This window comes from Streptomyces sp. NPDC001156 (genome assembly GCF_053598275.1).
In genome coordinates this window covers 1-12,977 of sequence record NZ_JBSFJX010000216.1, presented here as the reverse complement: position 1 = coordinate 12,977, position 12,977 = coordinate 1, and the positions used below count along the sequence as shown (strand labels likewise).

14 protein-coding genes are annotated in these 12,977 nt (G+C 69.0%); 3 read left to right on the top strand and 11 right to left on the bottom strand.

Annotated features, from left to right (window positions below; all coding sequences use genetic code 11):
- Window positions 1-48: 48 nt before the first annotated feature.
- Window positions 49-399, bottom strand: a complete 351-nt coding sequence (locus tag ACWDA7_RS43750) for an ArsR/SmtB family transcription factor (RefSeq protein ID WP_450612571.1) — start codon at window positions 397-399, stop codon at window positions 49-51.
- A gap of 505 nt (window positions 400-904) precedes the next feature.
- Here ACWDA7_RS43750 and ACWDA7_RS43745 point away from each other — a divergent pair.
- On the top strand, window positions 905-1,114 hold the full coding sequence (locus tag ACWDA7_RS43745; protein ID WP_450612569.1) for a hypothetical protein: 210 nt from the start codon (window positions 905-907) through the stop codon (window positions 1,112-1,114).
- On the opposite strand, the gene ACWDA7_RS43740 is transcribed toward ACWDA7_RS43745, so the two are convergent.
- From ACWDA7_RS43740 to ACWDA7_RS43715, 6 genes are all read right to left on the bottom strand, one after another.
- On the bottom strand, window positions 1,098-1,523 hold the full coding sequence (locus ACWDA7_RS43740; RefSeq protein WP_450612567.1) for an ATP-binding protein: 426 nt from the start codon (window positions 1,521-1,523) through the stop codon (window positions 1,098-1,100). The two genes, ACWDA7_RS43745 and ACWDA7_RS43740, sit on opposite strands and share 17 nt — an antisense overlap.
- Window positions 1,523-1,930 (bottom strand): pyridoxamine 5'-phosphate oxidase family protein, encoded by a 408-nt coding sequence (locus ACWDA7_RS43735; RefSeq protein WP_450612565.1) that lies wholly within the window; start codon window positions 1,928-1,930, stop codon window positions 1,523-1,525. Before ACWDA7_RS43735 ends, ACWDA7_RS43740 begins: the two co-directional genes overlap by 1 nt.
- The gene (locus ACWDA7_RS43730) at window positions 1,927-3,651 is read right to left on the bottom strand and encodes a SulP family inorganic anion transporter (RefSeq protein WP_450612563.1); all 1,725 of its coding nucleotides are present in this window, start codon (window positions 3,649-3,651) and stop codon (window positions 1,927-1,929) included. Before ACWDA7_RS43730 ends, ACWDA7_RS43735 begins: the two co-directional genes overlap by 4 nt.
- Window positions 3,648-3,989, bottom strand: coding sequence for an ArsR/SmtB family transcription factor (locus tag ACWDA7_RS43725; RefSeq protein ID WP_450612561.1), 342 nt, complete (start codon window positions 3,987-3,989; stop codon window positions 3,648-3,650). Before ACWDA7_RS43725 ends, ACWDA7_RS43730 begins: the two co-directional genes overlap by 4 nt.
- Before the next feature lie 524 nt (window positions 3,990-4,513).
- Window positions 4,514-5,407 (bottom strand): aminoglycoside phosphotransferase family protein, encoded by an 894-nt coding sequence (locus ACWDA7_RS43720; RefSeq protein ID WP_450612559.1) that lies wholly within the window; start codon window positions 5,405-5,407, stop codon window positions 4,514-4,516.
- A gap of 188 nt (window positions 5,408-5,595) precedes the next feature.
- Window positions 5,596-6,612, bottom strand: a complete 1,017-nt coding sequence (locus ACWDA7_RS43715; RefSeq protein WP_450612557.1) for a PP2C family protein-serine/threonine phosphatase — start codon at window positions 6,610-6,612, stop codon at window positions 5,596-5,598.
- Window positions 6,613-7,119: 507 nt separating this feature from the next.
- Here ACWDA7_RS43715 and ACWDA7_RS43710 point away from each other — a divergent pair.
- Window positions 7,120-7,650 carry a GNAT family N-acetyltransferase gene (locus ACWDA7_RS43710; protein ID WP_450612555.1) on the top strand — a complete coding sequence of 177 codons (531 nt, stop codon included), beginning with the start codon at window positions 7,120-7,122 and terminating at the stop codon, window positions 7,648-7,650.
- A 342-nt stretch (window positions 7,651-7,992) separates the two neighbouring features.
- Here ACWDA7_RS43710 and ACWDA7_RS43705 read toward each other — a convergent pair whose 3' ends face one another.
- From ACWDA7_RS43705 to ACWDA7_RS43690, 4 genes are all read right to left on the bottom strand, one after another.
- Window positions 7,993-9,045 carry an aldo/keto reductase gene (locus ACWDA7_RS43705; RefSeq protein WP_450612553.1) on the bottom strand — a complete coding sequence of 351 codons (1,053 nt, stop codon included), beginning with the start codon at window positions 9,043-9,045 and terminating at the stop codon, window positions 7,993-7,995.
- 232 nt (window positions 9,046-9,277) lie between these two features.
- Complete coding sequence (locus ACWDA7_RS43700; RefSeq protein ID WP_450612551.1) at window positions 9,278-10,654, bottom strand: phosphomannomutase/phosphoglucomutase; 1,377 nt, start codon at window positions 10,652-10,654, stop codon at window positions 9,278-9,280.
- Window positions 10,651-11,046 carry a DUF3459 domain-containing protein gene (locus ACWDA7_RS43695; protein ID WP_450612549.1) on the bottom strand — a complete coding sequence of 132 codons (396 nt, stop codon included), beginning with the start codon at window positions 11,044-11,046 and terminating at the stop codon, window positions 10,651-10,653. Before ACWDA7_RS43695 ends, ACWDA7_RS43700 begins: the two co-directional genes overlap by 4 nt.
- The gene (locus ACWDA7_RS43690; RefSeq protein ID WP_450612547.1) at window positions 11,024-11,617 is read right to left on the bottom strand and encodes an alpha-amylase family glycosyl hydrolase; all 594 of its coding nucleotides are present in this window, start codon (window positions 11,615-11,617) and stop codon (window positions 11,024-11,026) included. Before ACWDA7_RS43690 ends, ACWDA7_RS43695 begins: the two co-directional genes overlap by 23 nt.
- Window positions 11,618-11,699: 82 nt before the next feature.
- On the opposite strand from ACWDA7_RS43690, the gene ACWDA7_RS43685 reads away from it, so the two are divergent.
- On the top strand, window positions 11,700-12,977 hold a 1,278-nt coding region (locus ACWDA7_RS43685; protein ID WP_450612545.1), incomplete at its 3' end, for an IS200/IS605 family accessory protein TnpB-related protein.

The following is a 12,977-nucleotide window of genomic DNA, read 5'->3' as shown; positions in this document are numbered from 1 at the left end:
GACGTCCGACACGGCCACGGGGAACCCTCACCCCCCGCCCACACGTCGCTACGACGGCGGCTTCGCCTCCTGCTGCGCGGCCTGGAGGTCAGCGAGCAGTTCGGCCTGTCCGGCCAGCACGCCGGAGAGGATGGTGCGGGCGACTCGGAGCAGCTCGGCGACGTACGGGCTCGTGAGCGAGTAGTACACAGTCGAGCCCTCCTTGCGGGTCACCACCAGGTTCGCCCGCCGCAACACCGCCAGCTGTTGTGAGAGGTGCGCGGGCTCGATGCCCACCTCGGGCAGCATCTCGGCAACCGCGTGCTCGCGCTCACTCAGCAGCTCCAGGACCCGGATGCGGGCTGGGTGCCCCAGCGTCTTGAAGAACTCGGCCTTCAGCTGGTACAGCGGCGTACTCATCGTGCCGTCGCCTCCCCGGCCCAAGAACACGGCCCCACCGGCCGGACCTCGGCGCATCGCATCCACCTACTCGTCAACAACATGCGACCCTCCTCGCCTGCGGCACCAACCACGCCGAAATCGCAGGCGAGGAACCGAGCCGCCCAATCCGGCAGTGACGACCTCAGGAATTGCCAACATTAACAATTCCTGAGGTCACGAGGTCGTGAGGTGGAGGATCGGGGGAGGTCCCGCATGGGGCACTTCAAGTGCGCCTCGCCGCCGTCGGCCAGAACAGTGGATGCCCGCGCTGCGGCAGTGACCGTCTGCTGAAACTGTCCTTCGGCGGCCGGTGCCCTCAGATTACGCAGACCGTCTGTGATGCCCACTGCGGCTGACCCTCGCTTCACGTATGGGAGGGCGCGTTGATGAGTGACTGGACGGCGCAGAGCGGCGCCGGGTCCGCTGCGAGTGTCGGCAGCTGTCCTCCCAGGGCGCGGGTCCGCTCTCGGCGGAGGCCGCCGCCGTGAAGGCGAGCCAGGGCACTGCCGATGTCGCGCACGCGGTCACCGCCGGTCGGCAACTGGCGGCGATGGGATTCATCGAGGACTTGGCGATCGCCACGACGGAGGATGGAGAGGGTGCCAAGGTTGTCTTCGACGGTATGGGGCCCGTCGATGGTCGTGAGGGGGCTTCCTTGCGGGTGCGGCTCGTCGGGGTCAGAGGGGAAGGGTGACCCAGATGCTCTTGCCCAGGCCGTCGGCGTCCCCGCGGATGACCGCGGTGCCGCCCAGGTCGAGGACGAGCTCCACGACGATGCCCAGGCCCCCGGCGCCAGTCCCGGTCACTGCCCCGTACAGCGGGGGCTGGTAGGGGTGGCGGTCGTGGACGGCGAAGGCCAGGCAGTCCGCACCCGCCGCGTAGATCACGGTGAGCTGCGGGGAGAGGACGGCGGCGTGTCGGACGGTGTTGGTGACCAGCTCGCTGAGGATCAGCAGGGCCGGATCCACGGTGGGGTGGCGCAGCCCGATCCCCCATTCGACCAGGGCCTGCTCGGCCGTCTCGCGGGCGATCCGGACGGCGGACGGTTCGGTGGGCAGCGTGAGCACGTGCCGGTAGGGCAGAGTCACCAGTTGCGTGGTCATCACGCCTCCGGACGGGCGAGACGAAAGCCGGCCACCGTTTTGGGGTGCAGGCGCAGGAGGGTGTCGTGCGGACCGTGGCTCCAGCCGGACAGGGTGCGCCGGTAGTGGGCAGCCTCGTCGGGGTCGGTGATCACCTCGACGGGGCCGCAGACGGTGACCGTCCAGCCGGTGCCGGGCACGGTACGGATCTCGTCGGCGTGGTACGTCGCTGTCTCCGGCGTCGCCGATGCCGGGGCCGGCGTCCGGATCACGAGGCGGCCGCACTCCCACACGTGCCGGGCGGGACGGATCACGGTCAGGTCCCGCTGGGCGTACACCAACCGCCCCAGCGTGCTGCCCTCCAGCAGCCACAGAGCCTCCGGGCCGGAGACTTCGACCATACGAAGGGTGCCGCGGGCAGTGCTCATCGCTGGGCTTCCTCGGTGGAGGTTCGGGGCGTGGAGACCGGAAGGGCGGCCAGGACCCCGGCTGTCTCCAAGTGATCACGGGCGGCCCGGATCGCCTCGGGAGTGGTGGCGTACTCTCGGCCCTCGCACCGCAACAGGTCGAGCGCGCCGACCGAGTCCAGGACCTGGCGCTGGCCGGGCCGTATGCCGGAGGCGAGGACGGTGATGCCTCGCCGGTGCAGTTTCTGAACGGCGTCCTTCAGGACGAGGGCGCCGGTGGCGTCCATCGTCGACACCCTCGACATGCGCAGGATCACGACGCGTACGTCGGCCACCTCGGTCAACTCCAGCAAGAAGCGGTGGGCGGCGGCGAAGAACAACGGGCCGTCGATCCGGTAGGCCACGATGTGCTCGGCCAGCAGGGCGTGTTCCTCGGCGCTGTGATCGCCCCGGTCCAGCGGCACTTGGTCGAAGCGGGCCTGCTTGGCGACGGCGCGCAGGGCCAGAGCACCGGCCACGACAAGGCCGATGATCACCGCGTAGACCAGGTCCAGGGCCAGCGTGGCGGCCGCGGTGAGGATGAGGATGACGGCGTCGGAGCGGGTCGCCTTGGCCATGGCCTTCAGCGAGCCAACCTCGACCATGCGGATCGCGGTGGCCAGCAGGACTCCGGCCAGTGCGGCGAGCGGGATCCTGGAGACCAGCGGCGCCGCAGCGAAGACGATCACAGCGAGGATCGCGGCGTGGGTGAGGGCGGCCAGGCGGGAGCTCGCACCCGTACGGACATTGACGGCGGTGCGGGCGATCGCCCCGGTCGCCGGAACGCCGCCGAACAGCGGGGCGGCGATGTTCGCGAGGCCCTGGCCGAACAGTTCCCGGTCCGGGTCGTGCTTCTGGCCGACGGTCATGCCGTCGGCGACCGACGCCGACAGCAGCGACTCCAGGGCGGCAAGGGCGGCGACGGCGACCGCCGGCGCGAGCAGGGTGCCCAAGGATCCGGGGTTGAGGAAGGCCAGGGACGGCACGGGCAGCCCGGAGGGCAGGTCACCGATCGGCGTCGCCGCGGCCAGGTGGGCGAGCTGGGCCATGATCGTCGCGGCGATGACCGCGACGATCGAGAAGGGGATGGTCGGCCGGAGTCGGGCGCCGACCAGCATGACCACGGCGACGGTGACCGCGAAGCCGACTGCCGTCCAGTTCGGGGCCTTGGCGAACTCCGCGATGGCCCGCCAGGTCACTACGAGCACCTGGTCGCCATCCGGCTTGCGCACGCCGAGGGCGTTCGGGATCTGCTGCAGGCCGATCACGCAGGCGATGCCGAGGGTGAAGCCCTCCACGACCGGCGCGGGCACGTACTGCATGTACTTCCCGGCCTTGAGCGCGGCCAGCGCGACCAGCATCACGCCGGCCATCAGCCCGACGGTCAGCACCCCGCCCGTCCCGTACTGGCCGACGATCGGCACCAAGACCACAGTCATCGCGCCGGTCGGCCCGGACACCTGCAGATTCGATCCGCCGAAGACCGCCGCCAGCGCGCCCGCGACCACCGCGGTCGCCAGACCCGCCTTCGCGCCCAGCCCGGAGGAGACACCGAAGCCGAGCGCCAATGGCAGCGCCACAATCGCAACGGTCAGACCGGCCAGCAGGTCCCGGCGCGGGTCACGCCGCATCTCCGCCAGATCGGCGCGGCCGGGCAGCAGCAGTGCGATCCTGGCCCACACGCGGCTGATCTGCGAGGTCATCGCGCGGCGACCTCGGCTTCCCGCAGCTCGGCCAGCAGGTCGCCCTGTCCGGCCAGCATCTCGGTCAGGATCCGGCGTGCCGCCTTCATCAGATCGGCCACGTCTCCGCCGGCCAGCTCGTAGACGACGGTCGAGCCCTCACGGGCCGACGTGACGATCCCGGAGCGGCGCAGCACGGCCAGCTGCTGCGACAGGCCAGAGGGCTCCACCTCGATCGCGGCGAGCAGTTCCCGTACCGGCATGGGCCCGTCCTGCAGCAGCTCCAGCACCCGTATCCGTACGGGATGCCCCAGCATCCGGAAGAACTCGGCCTTGGCCTGGTACAGCGGAACGGACACAACCCCTCGGCTTCCCCAACGAGCCCCGTCCCGGGGCAGCGAAAGGCTGTGCCCGCGGCTACCTGCAGACACAGCCAATACAGCATCTAACCAATTGCGAAATTTTGCAATTCCGCATCAGGTTGCCGCCGCGCCGGTCCCACACCAGTGGGGAGGGACGACATCGGGCTCTCTTGACCACGCCGGACCTCAACCGCACGGCGCCTACCAGCACCCGGCCGATGTCAGAAGTGGTCTCGGCGCCCGTCGGACAGGTCATCTCATGGGAGGCGCGACAGCTCCCCCAGCACTTATCGTCTGCTTCCGCCAACAACAACAGCGCGGTGCTCTACGTCCTTCGCCTCGCCCCGCGCCGCGGCCCTCATGGGTAAGGGCCAGGTTCACGACCGGCTGCACCCGCGTCCCGGACGTACTGAGGCGAGGGTCGGTCCGGATCCGACCTTTGCAAAACCCGACCTGGTGTTCCGCGCGTCAATCTGCTCCGCTCCGGACTGGTGCAACCCCGGTTGAGCAGTCGACATTGATCAGCGGAGGGTGGGGAAGAGGGCCTCGGCGACGGTCCGACACATCTGCGGATCCTCGGTCAGGCCGATCCCCAGGGCCCACAGCCAGTAGTCCACCGTGCGCACCAGCGTCCAGACGCGGACCCGGTCAGAATCGAGGTCGGCCGCCTCGGCGAGGGCGGCCAGGCGGGTTCGGATGCCGGCGACCCCGTCCATGTCCGCGAACCGCCGCCAGATCAAAGGGGCCACCGCGTACTCGGGATCGCCGGTGAGCGGTTTGGGGTCGATGGCCAGCCAGGGCTCGCGGTGGCCGGCCAGCACGTTCTCGTAGTGCAGGTCGCCGTTGACCAACTGCCCGGCCGTTGTGGGACCGTACTCGACGGCGAGGCCGGCTGCCGCATCGACCAGACGCCGGGAGAAGGGACGACCGAACTGCTCCCACTGAAGGTTCCAGCGGTCGGGGAGCCTGGCGGCGAGGTCTCGCAGGCAAGCAAAGCCCTGCGGGGCCGGGACCGACAGGCGCCGCAGCAGGAGCCCGGCGACGGTGATTGCCTCGTCGGCGTCGACGTCAGAGAGGGTGCGGCTGGCGTCAAGTCGCTCCAACAGCATGGCTCCCGCGGTCGGCTCGTGGTCAAGTAGCAGCACGGTCCCCTGGCCGTTCCAGGTGGCAAGAGCCGGCGCCTCATGCAGCGTCGTGGCGTCCCGCCAGGACACCTTGAGCGCGCAGGGCTCCTCGCCACGCTGCACCGGGACGACCAGGCCCAGGTGGCCGTGGAGTGGCGCGCCGTCCACGGCCAAGCCCCACCGTGCGCAGAGGCTCTCCACCAGTGCGGGCAGGGAGTCGACCCACTCCTTTCCGCTCTGGCCCGCACGGGTCACTGCCGCGGTCGCGAAATCTGTGGGAACCTCGATCACGATCCCGATCTTGCCAGGACGTAGCCGGTCCGCCCACCGACGGTTGCGGCCAACAGACTGTAAGTCTGCGGGCTCAGCCTTCTCAGGTTCGAATCCTGGCGCCGCCACGCCAGCGGGAGTCGGGCCCCTGACCAGCAAGTTTGGTCGAGATACACACCGCCGGCGGGCGTAGCCCAGCGCTCCGCCCGTCAGGGAAGGCGCTGGATGGCAATGAGGGCGGCATCGTCACCGAGGGGTCCGTGGACGTGGTTCAGCAGGTCTTCGTGCACGTACCGGACGAGGTGTTCGGGGCCACCTGTGCCGTCCCAGGCCGCGATCCGCTGGTCGAGCGGATAGAAGGTGCCGTTCGGGTCGGGAGCCTCAATGACGCCGTCGGTGTAGAGGAGCAGGACGTCACCGATTTCCAAGCCGAAGGTGTCGACCGTGTACTGGTCTTCTGAGGGCGCGGTGATGCCCAGCGGGAGTCCCGGACTGCTCGCCTCCAGGGGGCTGACGTGGCCGTTGTGGAGCAGCAGGGGCGGAGGATGGCCGCAGCTGATCGTCTTCACCTGGCCGAGGTCGTCGGGGAAGTCCAGGAGCAGCGCGGTCACGAAGGACTCGCCGATCTCGGGGTCGTCTTCGGCGGCCGCGCCCCAACTCCAGTGCATGGCGTTTCCCAGGTGCATCACCAGATCCAGCAGTGAGTAGTTGCGATAGGCGGAGCCGTGGAAGGCACCGAGCAAGAGGGAGGTGTCCTTGATCGCGGGCAGCCCCTTGCCCCGGACATCGCCGATGATCACCCGGGTCGCACCGTCGGCACGGGTGGCCGCGTACAGGTCGCCGCCGATCTGCGCCTCCAACTCCGCGGCGATGTAGTCGGTGGCCATGTGCAGCCGTCCACAACGCCGGGGAAGCGGTTGTATCAGGACTTCCTGTGCAGCCGCTGCGACGGAGCGTGTCTGTACGAGCTGCTGCTCGCGCAGATCGCCCACAGCGCGGAGAGCGACCAGGAACCCGGAGACCACCGCAATGCCGATCAGCTGAATCTGGAGCCCCGGAGTGACGCCGGGGCCCTCGATGAGAGGCCCGATGACCTGGCCCGCCACGGCCAGGACACCCATGAGCCCCGTGAGGCGCGGGCCGGCGAAGGACGCGGTGACGGCAGGAGCGACAACCAACAATGGGCCCAGCTGGGACTGCTGGTCGGTCAGGACATCCGCAGTCACGATCACAACGATCAGGCCAAGCGGGATCACGAGGAGTGCGTGGCTCGCGTGTACGGCCGAGCGGCCTTCCCACCCATTCCGCTTTGCAACCATATATCCATGCTGTCACCCAGACGTCCCACGGCACGCGACGTCCACAGACGGAGTTGGGAGCCCCACCTCCGCTCACATTCGCTCCTGAGGGCACGTCCTGCTGCCCGTGGTCCTGATCGCCATCGGCCTGCTGATCCTCATCGAGCGCGGTGCCTTCGGCCTGTAACGGGCGACTGCCAACGCGTTCGGCTGCTCACGTCCGTCCCTGATCCGACTCTGACGGCCACCAGGTCGGCGGAGTCTTGCTGACCCGTTCAAGCACCGCCGCCAGGGGCTTGGAGCACCAATGCCCGTTGCAAAAGGATCAAGGTCGTGGATGATCACGTCCCACGCGGTATGACGGCGAGCAGCCGTGGCTCCGGACCAGCGCAAAAAAGTGATCACGGAGGAAGAACGAGTGCTAGCGTCGGCCGCATGCCTGAACTGATCGCGCCCACAGGCCGGCTGCAATCCTCATGGCTCGCAGCGCGTGACGAGTGGCCTCCAGGTGCTCACCAGGACGGGACCGGCCTGCGTCTCGCGCCTGATGCCGACCTCGACAGCCCCGAGGTTTTCTCGGAGTGGGTCGAACGACTGCAACAGCAGTCGGACAGGTCGGTTGCCGTGGGAGAAGAGCGCGTCCATGCCACCCATTGGTGGATCGCCGAGGGCGACAGCTACCTGGGAGCCATTGATCTGCGGCACTACCTGAACGCCTTTCTGCTCGACGTCGGCGGGCACATCGGGTACAGCATCCGGCCCTCCTTCCGGAGACGCGGCCTGGCAACGTGGGCTCTCGGGGCGGTTCTACCTGAGGCCCGTGCGCTTGGCCTGGATCGAGTCCTCGTCACTTGCGACGACGACAACATCGGGTCGGCACGCAGCATCGAACGCAACGGTGGTGTCCTGGAAGATGTCCGCACAACTGACGCGGGCATCAAGCGCCGCTACTGGATCACTCTGTAAGCAGTGGTGCGACTGTGCCGGTTACAGCTCTCCGCGGGAGCTGAGTCTTGCGGTTGCGGACCTGGTCGGCCTTTCCGGGATCATGCAGCGGATGCCGCGTCTCCGCAGGTAGACGCGGTTCGCGCGGGATCCGTACACCTTTCCGGGCCCCCGGCAGCGTGCTGGTGGGCGCGGGCGATCGTGGAATCGACGCTCACATCCCACGTGATCAGGCCCTTCGCGTCAGCCTCAGCCTGCTACCGCTCGAAGATCCGCTTCCGGGTGCCGTTCCGCCGCCAGCGCCGGAACAGGGCTCGGGCAGGCTTGTGGACCTGCCCATGCCCGGACCCTCGTACGACAGGCTCAGTCCGCGGCCGCCCGCTCCCCCGCCGGGCGCCTGCGCCCCGCGCGCTCGGTGAGCGACTGCGGCTGCCAGACGCCGTCGGCCCGATAGAGATCGGTGCCAGGCGCCACGATCTCATCGATGCGGTCGAGCACCGCGTCGTCGAGCAGCAGGTCGGCTCCCTTGAGCAGCGAGGTGAGCTGATCCATGGTGCGCGGACCGATGATCACCGACGTGACGGCCGGGTGCACCAGCGGGAAGGCGACGGCCAGTTCCGGCAGGGTGCAGCCCACCTCCTCAGCGAGAGTGACGAGTTGCTCGACGGCCGCGAGCTTCGCGGCGTTGCCCGGGACGGCGGGGTCGAAGCGGTGCGGAGTGAGCTTGGCCCGGCCGGTGGTCAGGTCGACGGGCCGGCCCTCGCGGTAGGCGCCGGACAGAAACCCCGAGGCGAGCGGTGACCAGGTCAGCACTCCCATGCCCAGGCGCTGCGCGGCAGGCAGCACAGCCCGTTCGATGCCGCGCGCGAGAATCGAGTACGGCGGCTGCTCCGTGCGCAGCCGCATCAATCCGCGCCGCTCCGCCACATGGTGAGCCTCGACAAGGTCCTCGGCGGGGAACGTGGAGCAGCCGAACGTCCGGATCTTGCCTGCCCTCACCAGGTCACTGAGGACGGACAGCGTCTCCTCGATGTCGGTGGTGTGGTCAGGACGGTGCACCTGGTAGAGGTCGATCCAGTCCGTGTCCAGGCGCCGCAGACTGTCCTCGACGGCCTTGAGGATCCAGCGGCGCGAGTTGCCGCTTCGGTTGCGTCCCTCCCCCAGCGGAAAATGCACCTTCGTGGCGAGCACCACGTCGTCGCGTCGGCCCTTGAGCGCCTTGCCGACGATCTCCTCGCATTCGCCCGCCGAGTACATGTCGGCGGTGTCAACGAAGTTGATGCCGGCATCGAGCGCAGCGTGGATGATGCGAACGCTGTCCTCGTGGTCGGGGTTGCCGACGGCACCGAACATCATCGTGCCCAGGCAGTGGGTGCTGACCTCGATACCCGTCTTGCCGAGGACTCGATAGCGCATTCCGGTGCTCCGTCTCAGGCGGGGGCAGGTTGGGAGCCTCAGCCTAGGACTTGGAGTGCACTTGACCGCAAGGGCACAGGGAGCTTACGCCGGGCCGCGTTGTCAGTGACGCCCGAGGCGGTCGCCACCACCCTCGCAGCAGCCGCCTCAAGCTCCTTGCCCTGCACTTCGGTTGACCGTCCATCGACGCTCAACAGCTGTCCCACCGAACACGCCTCGCCGCCGCACGTCCTCAGGTGCGGACGATCGCCAGCACCTCGTCGCGCAGCCGGGTCATGGTGTCTGCGTCCGACGCCTCCACATTGAGCCGAAGCAGTGGCTCGGTGTTGGAGGGGCGGAGATTGAACCACCAGTCGATGGCGCTGATCGTCAGTCCGTCGAGCTCGTCGGCGACCGCTCCGTCCCGTCCGGCGAAGGTTTCGCGGACCTTGGCCAGCGTGCGCTGCTGATCGCGGACAACGCTGTTGATCTCGCCGGACGCCGCGTATCGCCCGTACTGTCCGACCAGCGCGGACAGCGGTCCCTGCTGACCGCCGAGAGCCGCGATCACATGCAGGGCCGCCAGCATGCCGCTGTCGGCGAACCAGAAGTCGCGGAAGTAGTAGTGCGCCGAGTGCTCGCCGCCGAACACCGCGCCGGTGCACGCCATTTCAGCCTTGATGAAGGAGTGTCCCACCCGGGTGCGGACTGGGATGCCCCCATGTTCGCGCACCACGTCGGGCACCGCCCGGGAGGTGATCAGGTTGTGGATGACGGTGCTTCCCGGGTGCTCGGCCAGCAGCCGGGCCGCGATGAGGGCGGTGACGGTGGATGGCGAGACGGCTTCGCCCCGCTCGTCGACCACGAAGCAGCGGTCGGCATCACCGTCGAAGGCCAGGCCCAGATCGGCCTTGGTCTCCCGCACCTTGTGCTGAAGATCGACGATGTTCTTCGGATCCAGCGGGTTGGCCTCGTGGTTAGGGAAGGTGCCGTCCAGCTCGAAGTACATCGGGACGACCTCGACCGGCAGGTCGCGGAAGACCGCAGGGGTGGTGAGACCGCCCATTCCGTTGCCCGCGTCCACCACGATCTTCAGCGGGCGGATGGCGGAGAGGTCCACCAGCCCCAGGAGATGGGCGGCGTAGTCGCCGAGCATGTCCCGCTGGGTGAGGGAGCCCGGCGCGCGGCTGGTCGCGGGCAGTGCCCGACCGGTGGACCAGCGCTCCACGAATGCGCGTATCTCCCGCAGCCCGGTGTCCTGGCCGACCGGTGTGGCGCCGGCTCGGCACATCTTGATGCCGTTGTACCGGGCGGGGTTGTGGCTGGCGGTGAACATCGCGCCGGGCCGCTGCAGCTTTCCGCTGGCGAAGTACAGCCCGTCGGTGGAGCACAGACCGATCTCGGTCACATCGGCGCCCCGCTCGGCAGCGCCGTCCGCGAAGGCGCGCGCCAGGCCCGGGGAGCTCGGGCGCATGTCGTGCCCGATGACGATCGCGTCCGCCCCAGTCGTCTCGACGAAGGCCGCGCCGAACAGCCGGGCGAGATCCTCGTCGAGCTGGTCGGGGACGGTGCCACGGACGTCGTAGGCCTTCACCAGGCCGGAAAGGTCAAGACTGGGCCTGTCGTTCACTGGTTGTACTCCTTGAAGATCATCCAAACGGTCGTGTCCTGTGGGATCGTCCGTCCTTCCAATGGCGCGCTGGACAGCAGCACTTCGGCATCCCTCTCCAGCGGCAGCGGTTCGGAGCCGAAGTTGACCACGCACCGCAGCCCCGCACCGCGTTCGAAGCCGAACCACTCGCCGCTGTCGGGACCGTCCAGCTTCAGCGCGGCATCCGAGGCCGGGTGGCCGCGCCGCAGCCGAAGCGCTCTTCGGTACAGCGCGAACATGGAGTCGCCGTCGTCCTCCTGGGCCCGGGCGGTCAGCCCGGCCCAGTCGGTGGGCTGAGGGAACCAGCAGTCCTCGGGGGCGGCAGTGCTGAAGCCGTAGGGTGCGGCATCACCCTCCCAGGGCAGCGGCACCCGGCACCCGTCCCGGCCACGCTGGGGTCACCGGCCGGACTGCGTCGTGGCTGGAGAGCACCCGGGTGACCGGGGCCCCCACCGCCTGCATGGCGGCGACGGACTCCTCGACCACATCCCGCATCGCCGCCCCGTCCCACGGCGCCTCGAGGAAGGCGAAGTTGACGGTCTGCTGCATCTCGCCGGGGCTGACGTAGCGTGCCAGCCACTCGGGGTCGAAGATCCCGGCCTCGGCCGCCATCACCCGTTCCCCAGGGGCCACCGCACCGGCGGGCGCCGGATGGCTGTCCAGCAGACCGCGCCAGTCGCGGAACAGCGGATGCAGTTCCTCCTGGTCGTAGTAGGGCATCAGGTGGTTGCGGTGGATGTCCTGGTGCTGGCCGGGACCGGCGTCGGGCAGGCCGTCCGCCTTGAACAGGGTGTGGGCGACATCAACCCGGAAGCCGTCGACGCCGCGGTCCAGCCAGTCCGCCAGCGGCGAGGGGTGGGGAACTGGTCGTTTTCGGATGTGCAGGAGCGTGTGTGAGTGTGTAGGAGCATGTACTGGTTCGTGGTGTTGTAGCGCGCACACGTCGTATGGCGGGCACTGATGTCAGTGCCCGCCCGTACCGTTCTTCCTGTTGCTGCTCAAGCGTGATGGAGGGAGTACATCGATGCGTGATGAGTCGTTGCGCACGATCGCTGCTCCCTTCGTGGCCGTCGGCCCGTCCGGCGTGGCGATCCGGACCCGTCTGGGCCACCTGAGCACCGCCGACGAGGAGGTGTTGCGCCTGGTGGGCGCGCATCTGGGCTCGCTGGCCGCAAGGGACCTCAAACGCCGGTGCGCCGACGGTCTGGAGCACTCCGCGGAGAGGTGGGCGGAGCGTAAGCGGGCCCTGACGGAGGAGTCTTCGTCGCGTTGGGCGGGGAGCATCACCAAGGCCACGCACGATCAGTGGGCGCTTGCGCGGCGTGCCCAACTCGCGCATATCCAAAGCCTTCAGGCGGGCGTGCGGACGATCGCGCACCGCCTGTCCCTGCCGATCGGGGAGAAGGGAAGCACGCGGGCGCCGGGCGGCTACCGCAGCGCCAAGGAGTGGTTCGCCAAAACCCGGCGTCTGCAGGTCCTTCAAGACCGCCTGGGTGCCGAGCAGGCCGACCGCGCTGTGGGCCGCGTCCGGGTTGTGCGCGGCGGGAAGCGGCTCGCGCGCAGCCGGCACCACCTGCACGCCGCCCAGCTCACGCAGGCCCAGTGGCGGCAACGGTGGGAAGCTGAGCGCTGGTTTCTGCAGGCGGACGGCGAGTCGGGCAAGCGGTTCGGCAATGAGACGATCCGCGTCACGCCTGAGGGCGAAGTGTCACTGAAACTGCCTGCTCCGCTCGCCCACCTGGCCAACGCCCCGCATGGCCGGTATACGCTCACCGGCGCTGCGGTCTTCCACCACCGCGGCGACGAGTGGGCCGACCGCATCACCACGAACCGGGCCGTGGCCTACCGTATCCACTACGACGTGCAGCGTGGGCGCTGGTACCTCACCGCCTCCTGGACCATCCCGCCCATCAAGACCGTCCCCCTGTCGCAGGCCCGCACAGGCGGCCTGATCAGTGTCGACACCAACGCCGACCATCTGGCCGCCTGGCGGCTGGACGCCCACGGCAATCCGGTCGGCCGGCCGCGCCGGTTCTTCTACGACCTGTCCGGCACCGCGAACCATCGTGACGCCCAGGTACGGCATGCACTGATCCGGCTCCTGCACTGGGCGAAACGCCACGACCTGTCGATCGCGATCGAAGACCTCGACTTCAGCGCGGACAAAACCCGGGAGAAACACGGCCGCCGCAAGCGGTTTCGGCAGATGATCTCCGGCATGCCGGTATCCAAGCTGCGGGCCCGGCTCGTCAGCATGGCGGCCGAACTCGGCATCACCATCATCGCCGTCGACCCGGCCTAC

Coding starts and splice junctions, on each gene's coding strand:
- ACWDA7_RS43750 (WP_450612571.1), bottom strand. CDS start 399: ATGAGTACGCCGCTGTACCAGCTGAAGGCCGAGTTCTTCAAGACGCTG.
- ACWDA7_RS43740 (WP_450612567.1), bottom strand. CDS start 1,523: ATGACCACGCAACTGGTGACTCTGCCCTACCGGCACGTGCTCACGCTG.
- ACWDA7_RS43735 (WP_450612565.1), bottom strand. CDS start 1,930: ATGAGCACTGCCCGCGGCACCCTTCGTATGGTCGAAGTCTCCGGCCCG.
- ACWDA7_RS43730 (WP_450612563.1), bottom strand. CDS start 3,651: ATGACCTCGCAGATCAGCCGCGTGTGGGCCAGGATCGCACTGCTGCTG.
- ACWDA7_RS43710 (WP_450612555.1), top strand. CDS start 7,120: ATGCCTGAACTGATCGCGCCCACAGGCCGGCTGCAATCCTCATGGCTC.
- ACWDA7_RS43705 (WP_450612553.1), bottom strand. CDS start 9,045: ATGCGCTATCGAGTCCTCGGCAAGACGGGTATCGAGGTCAGCACCCAC.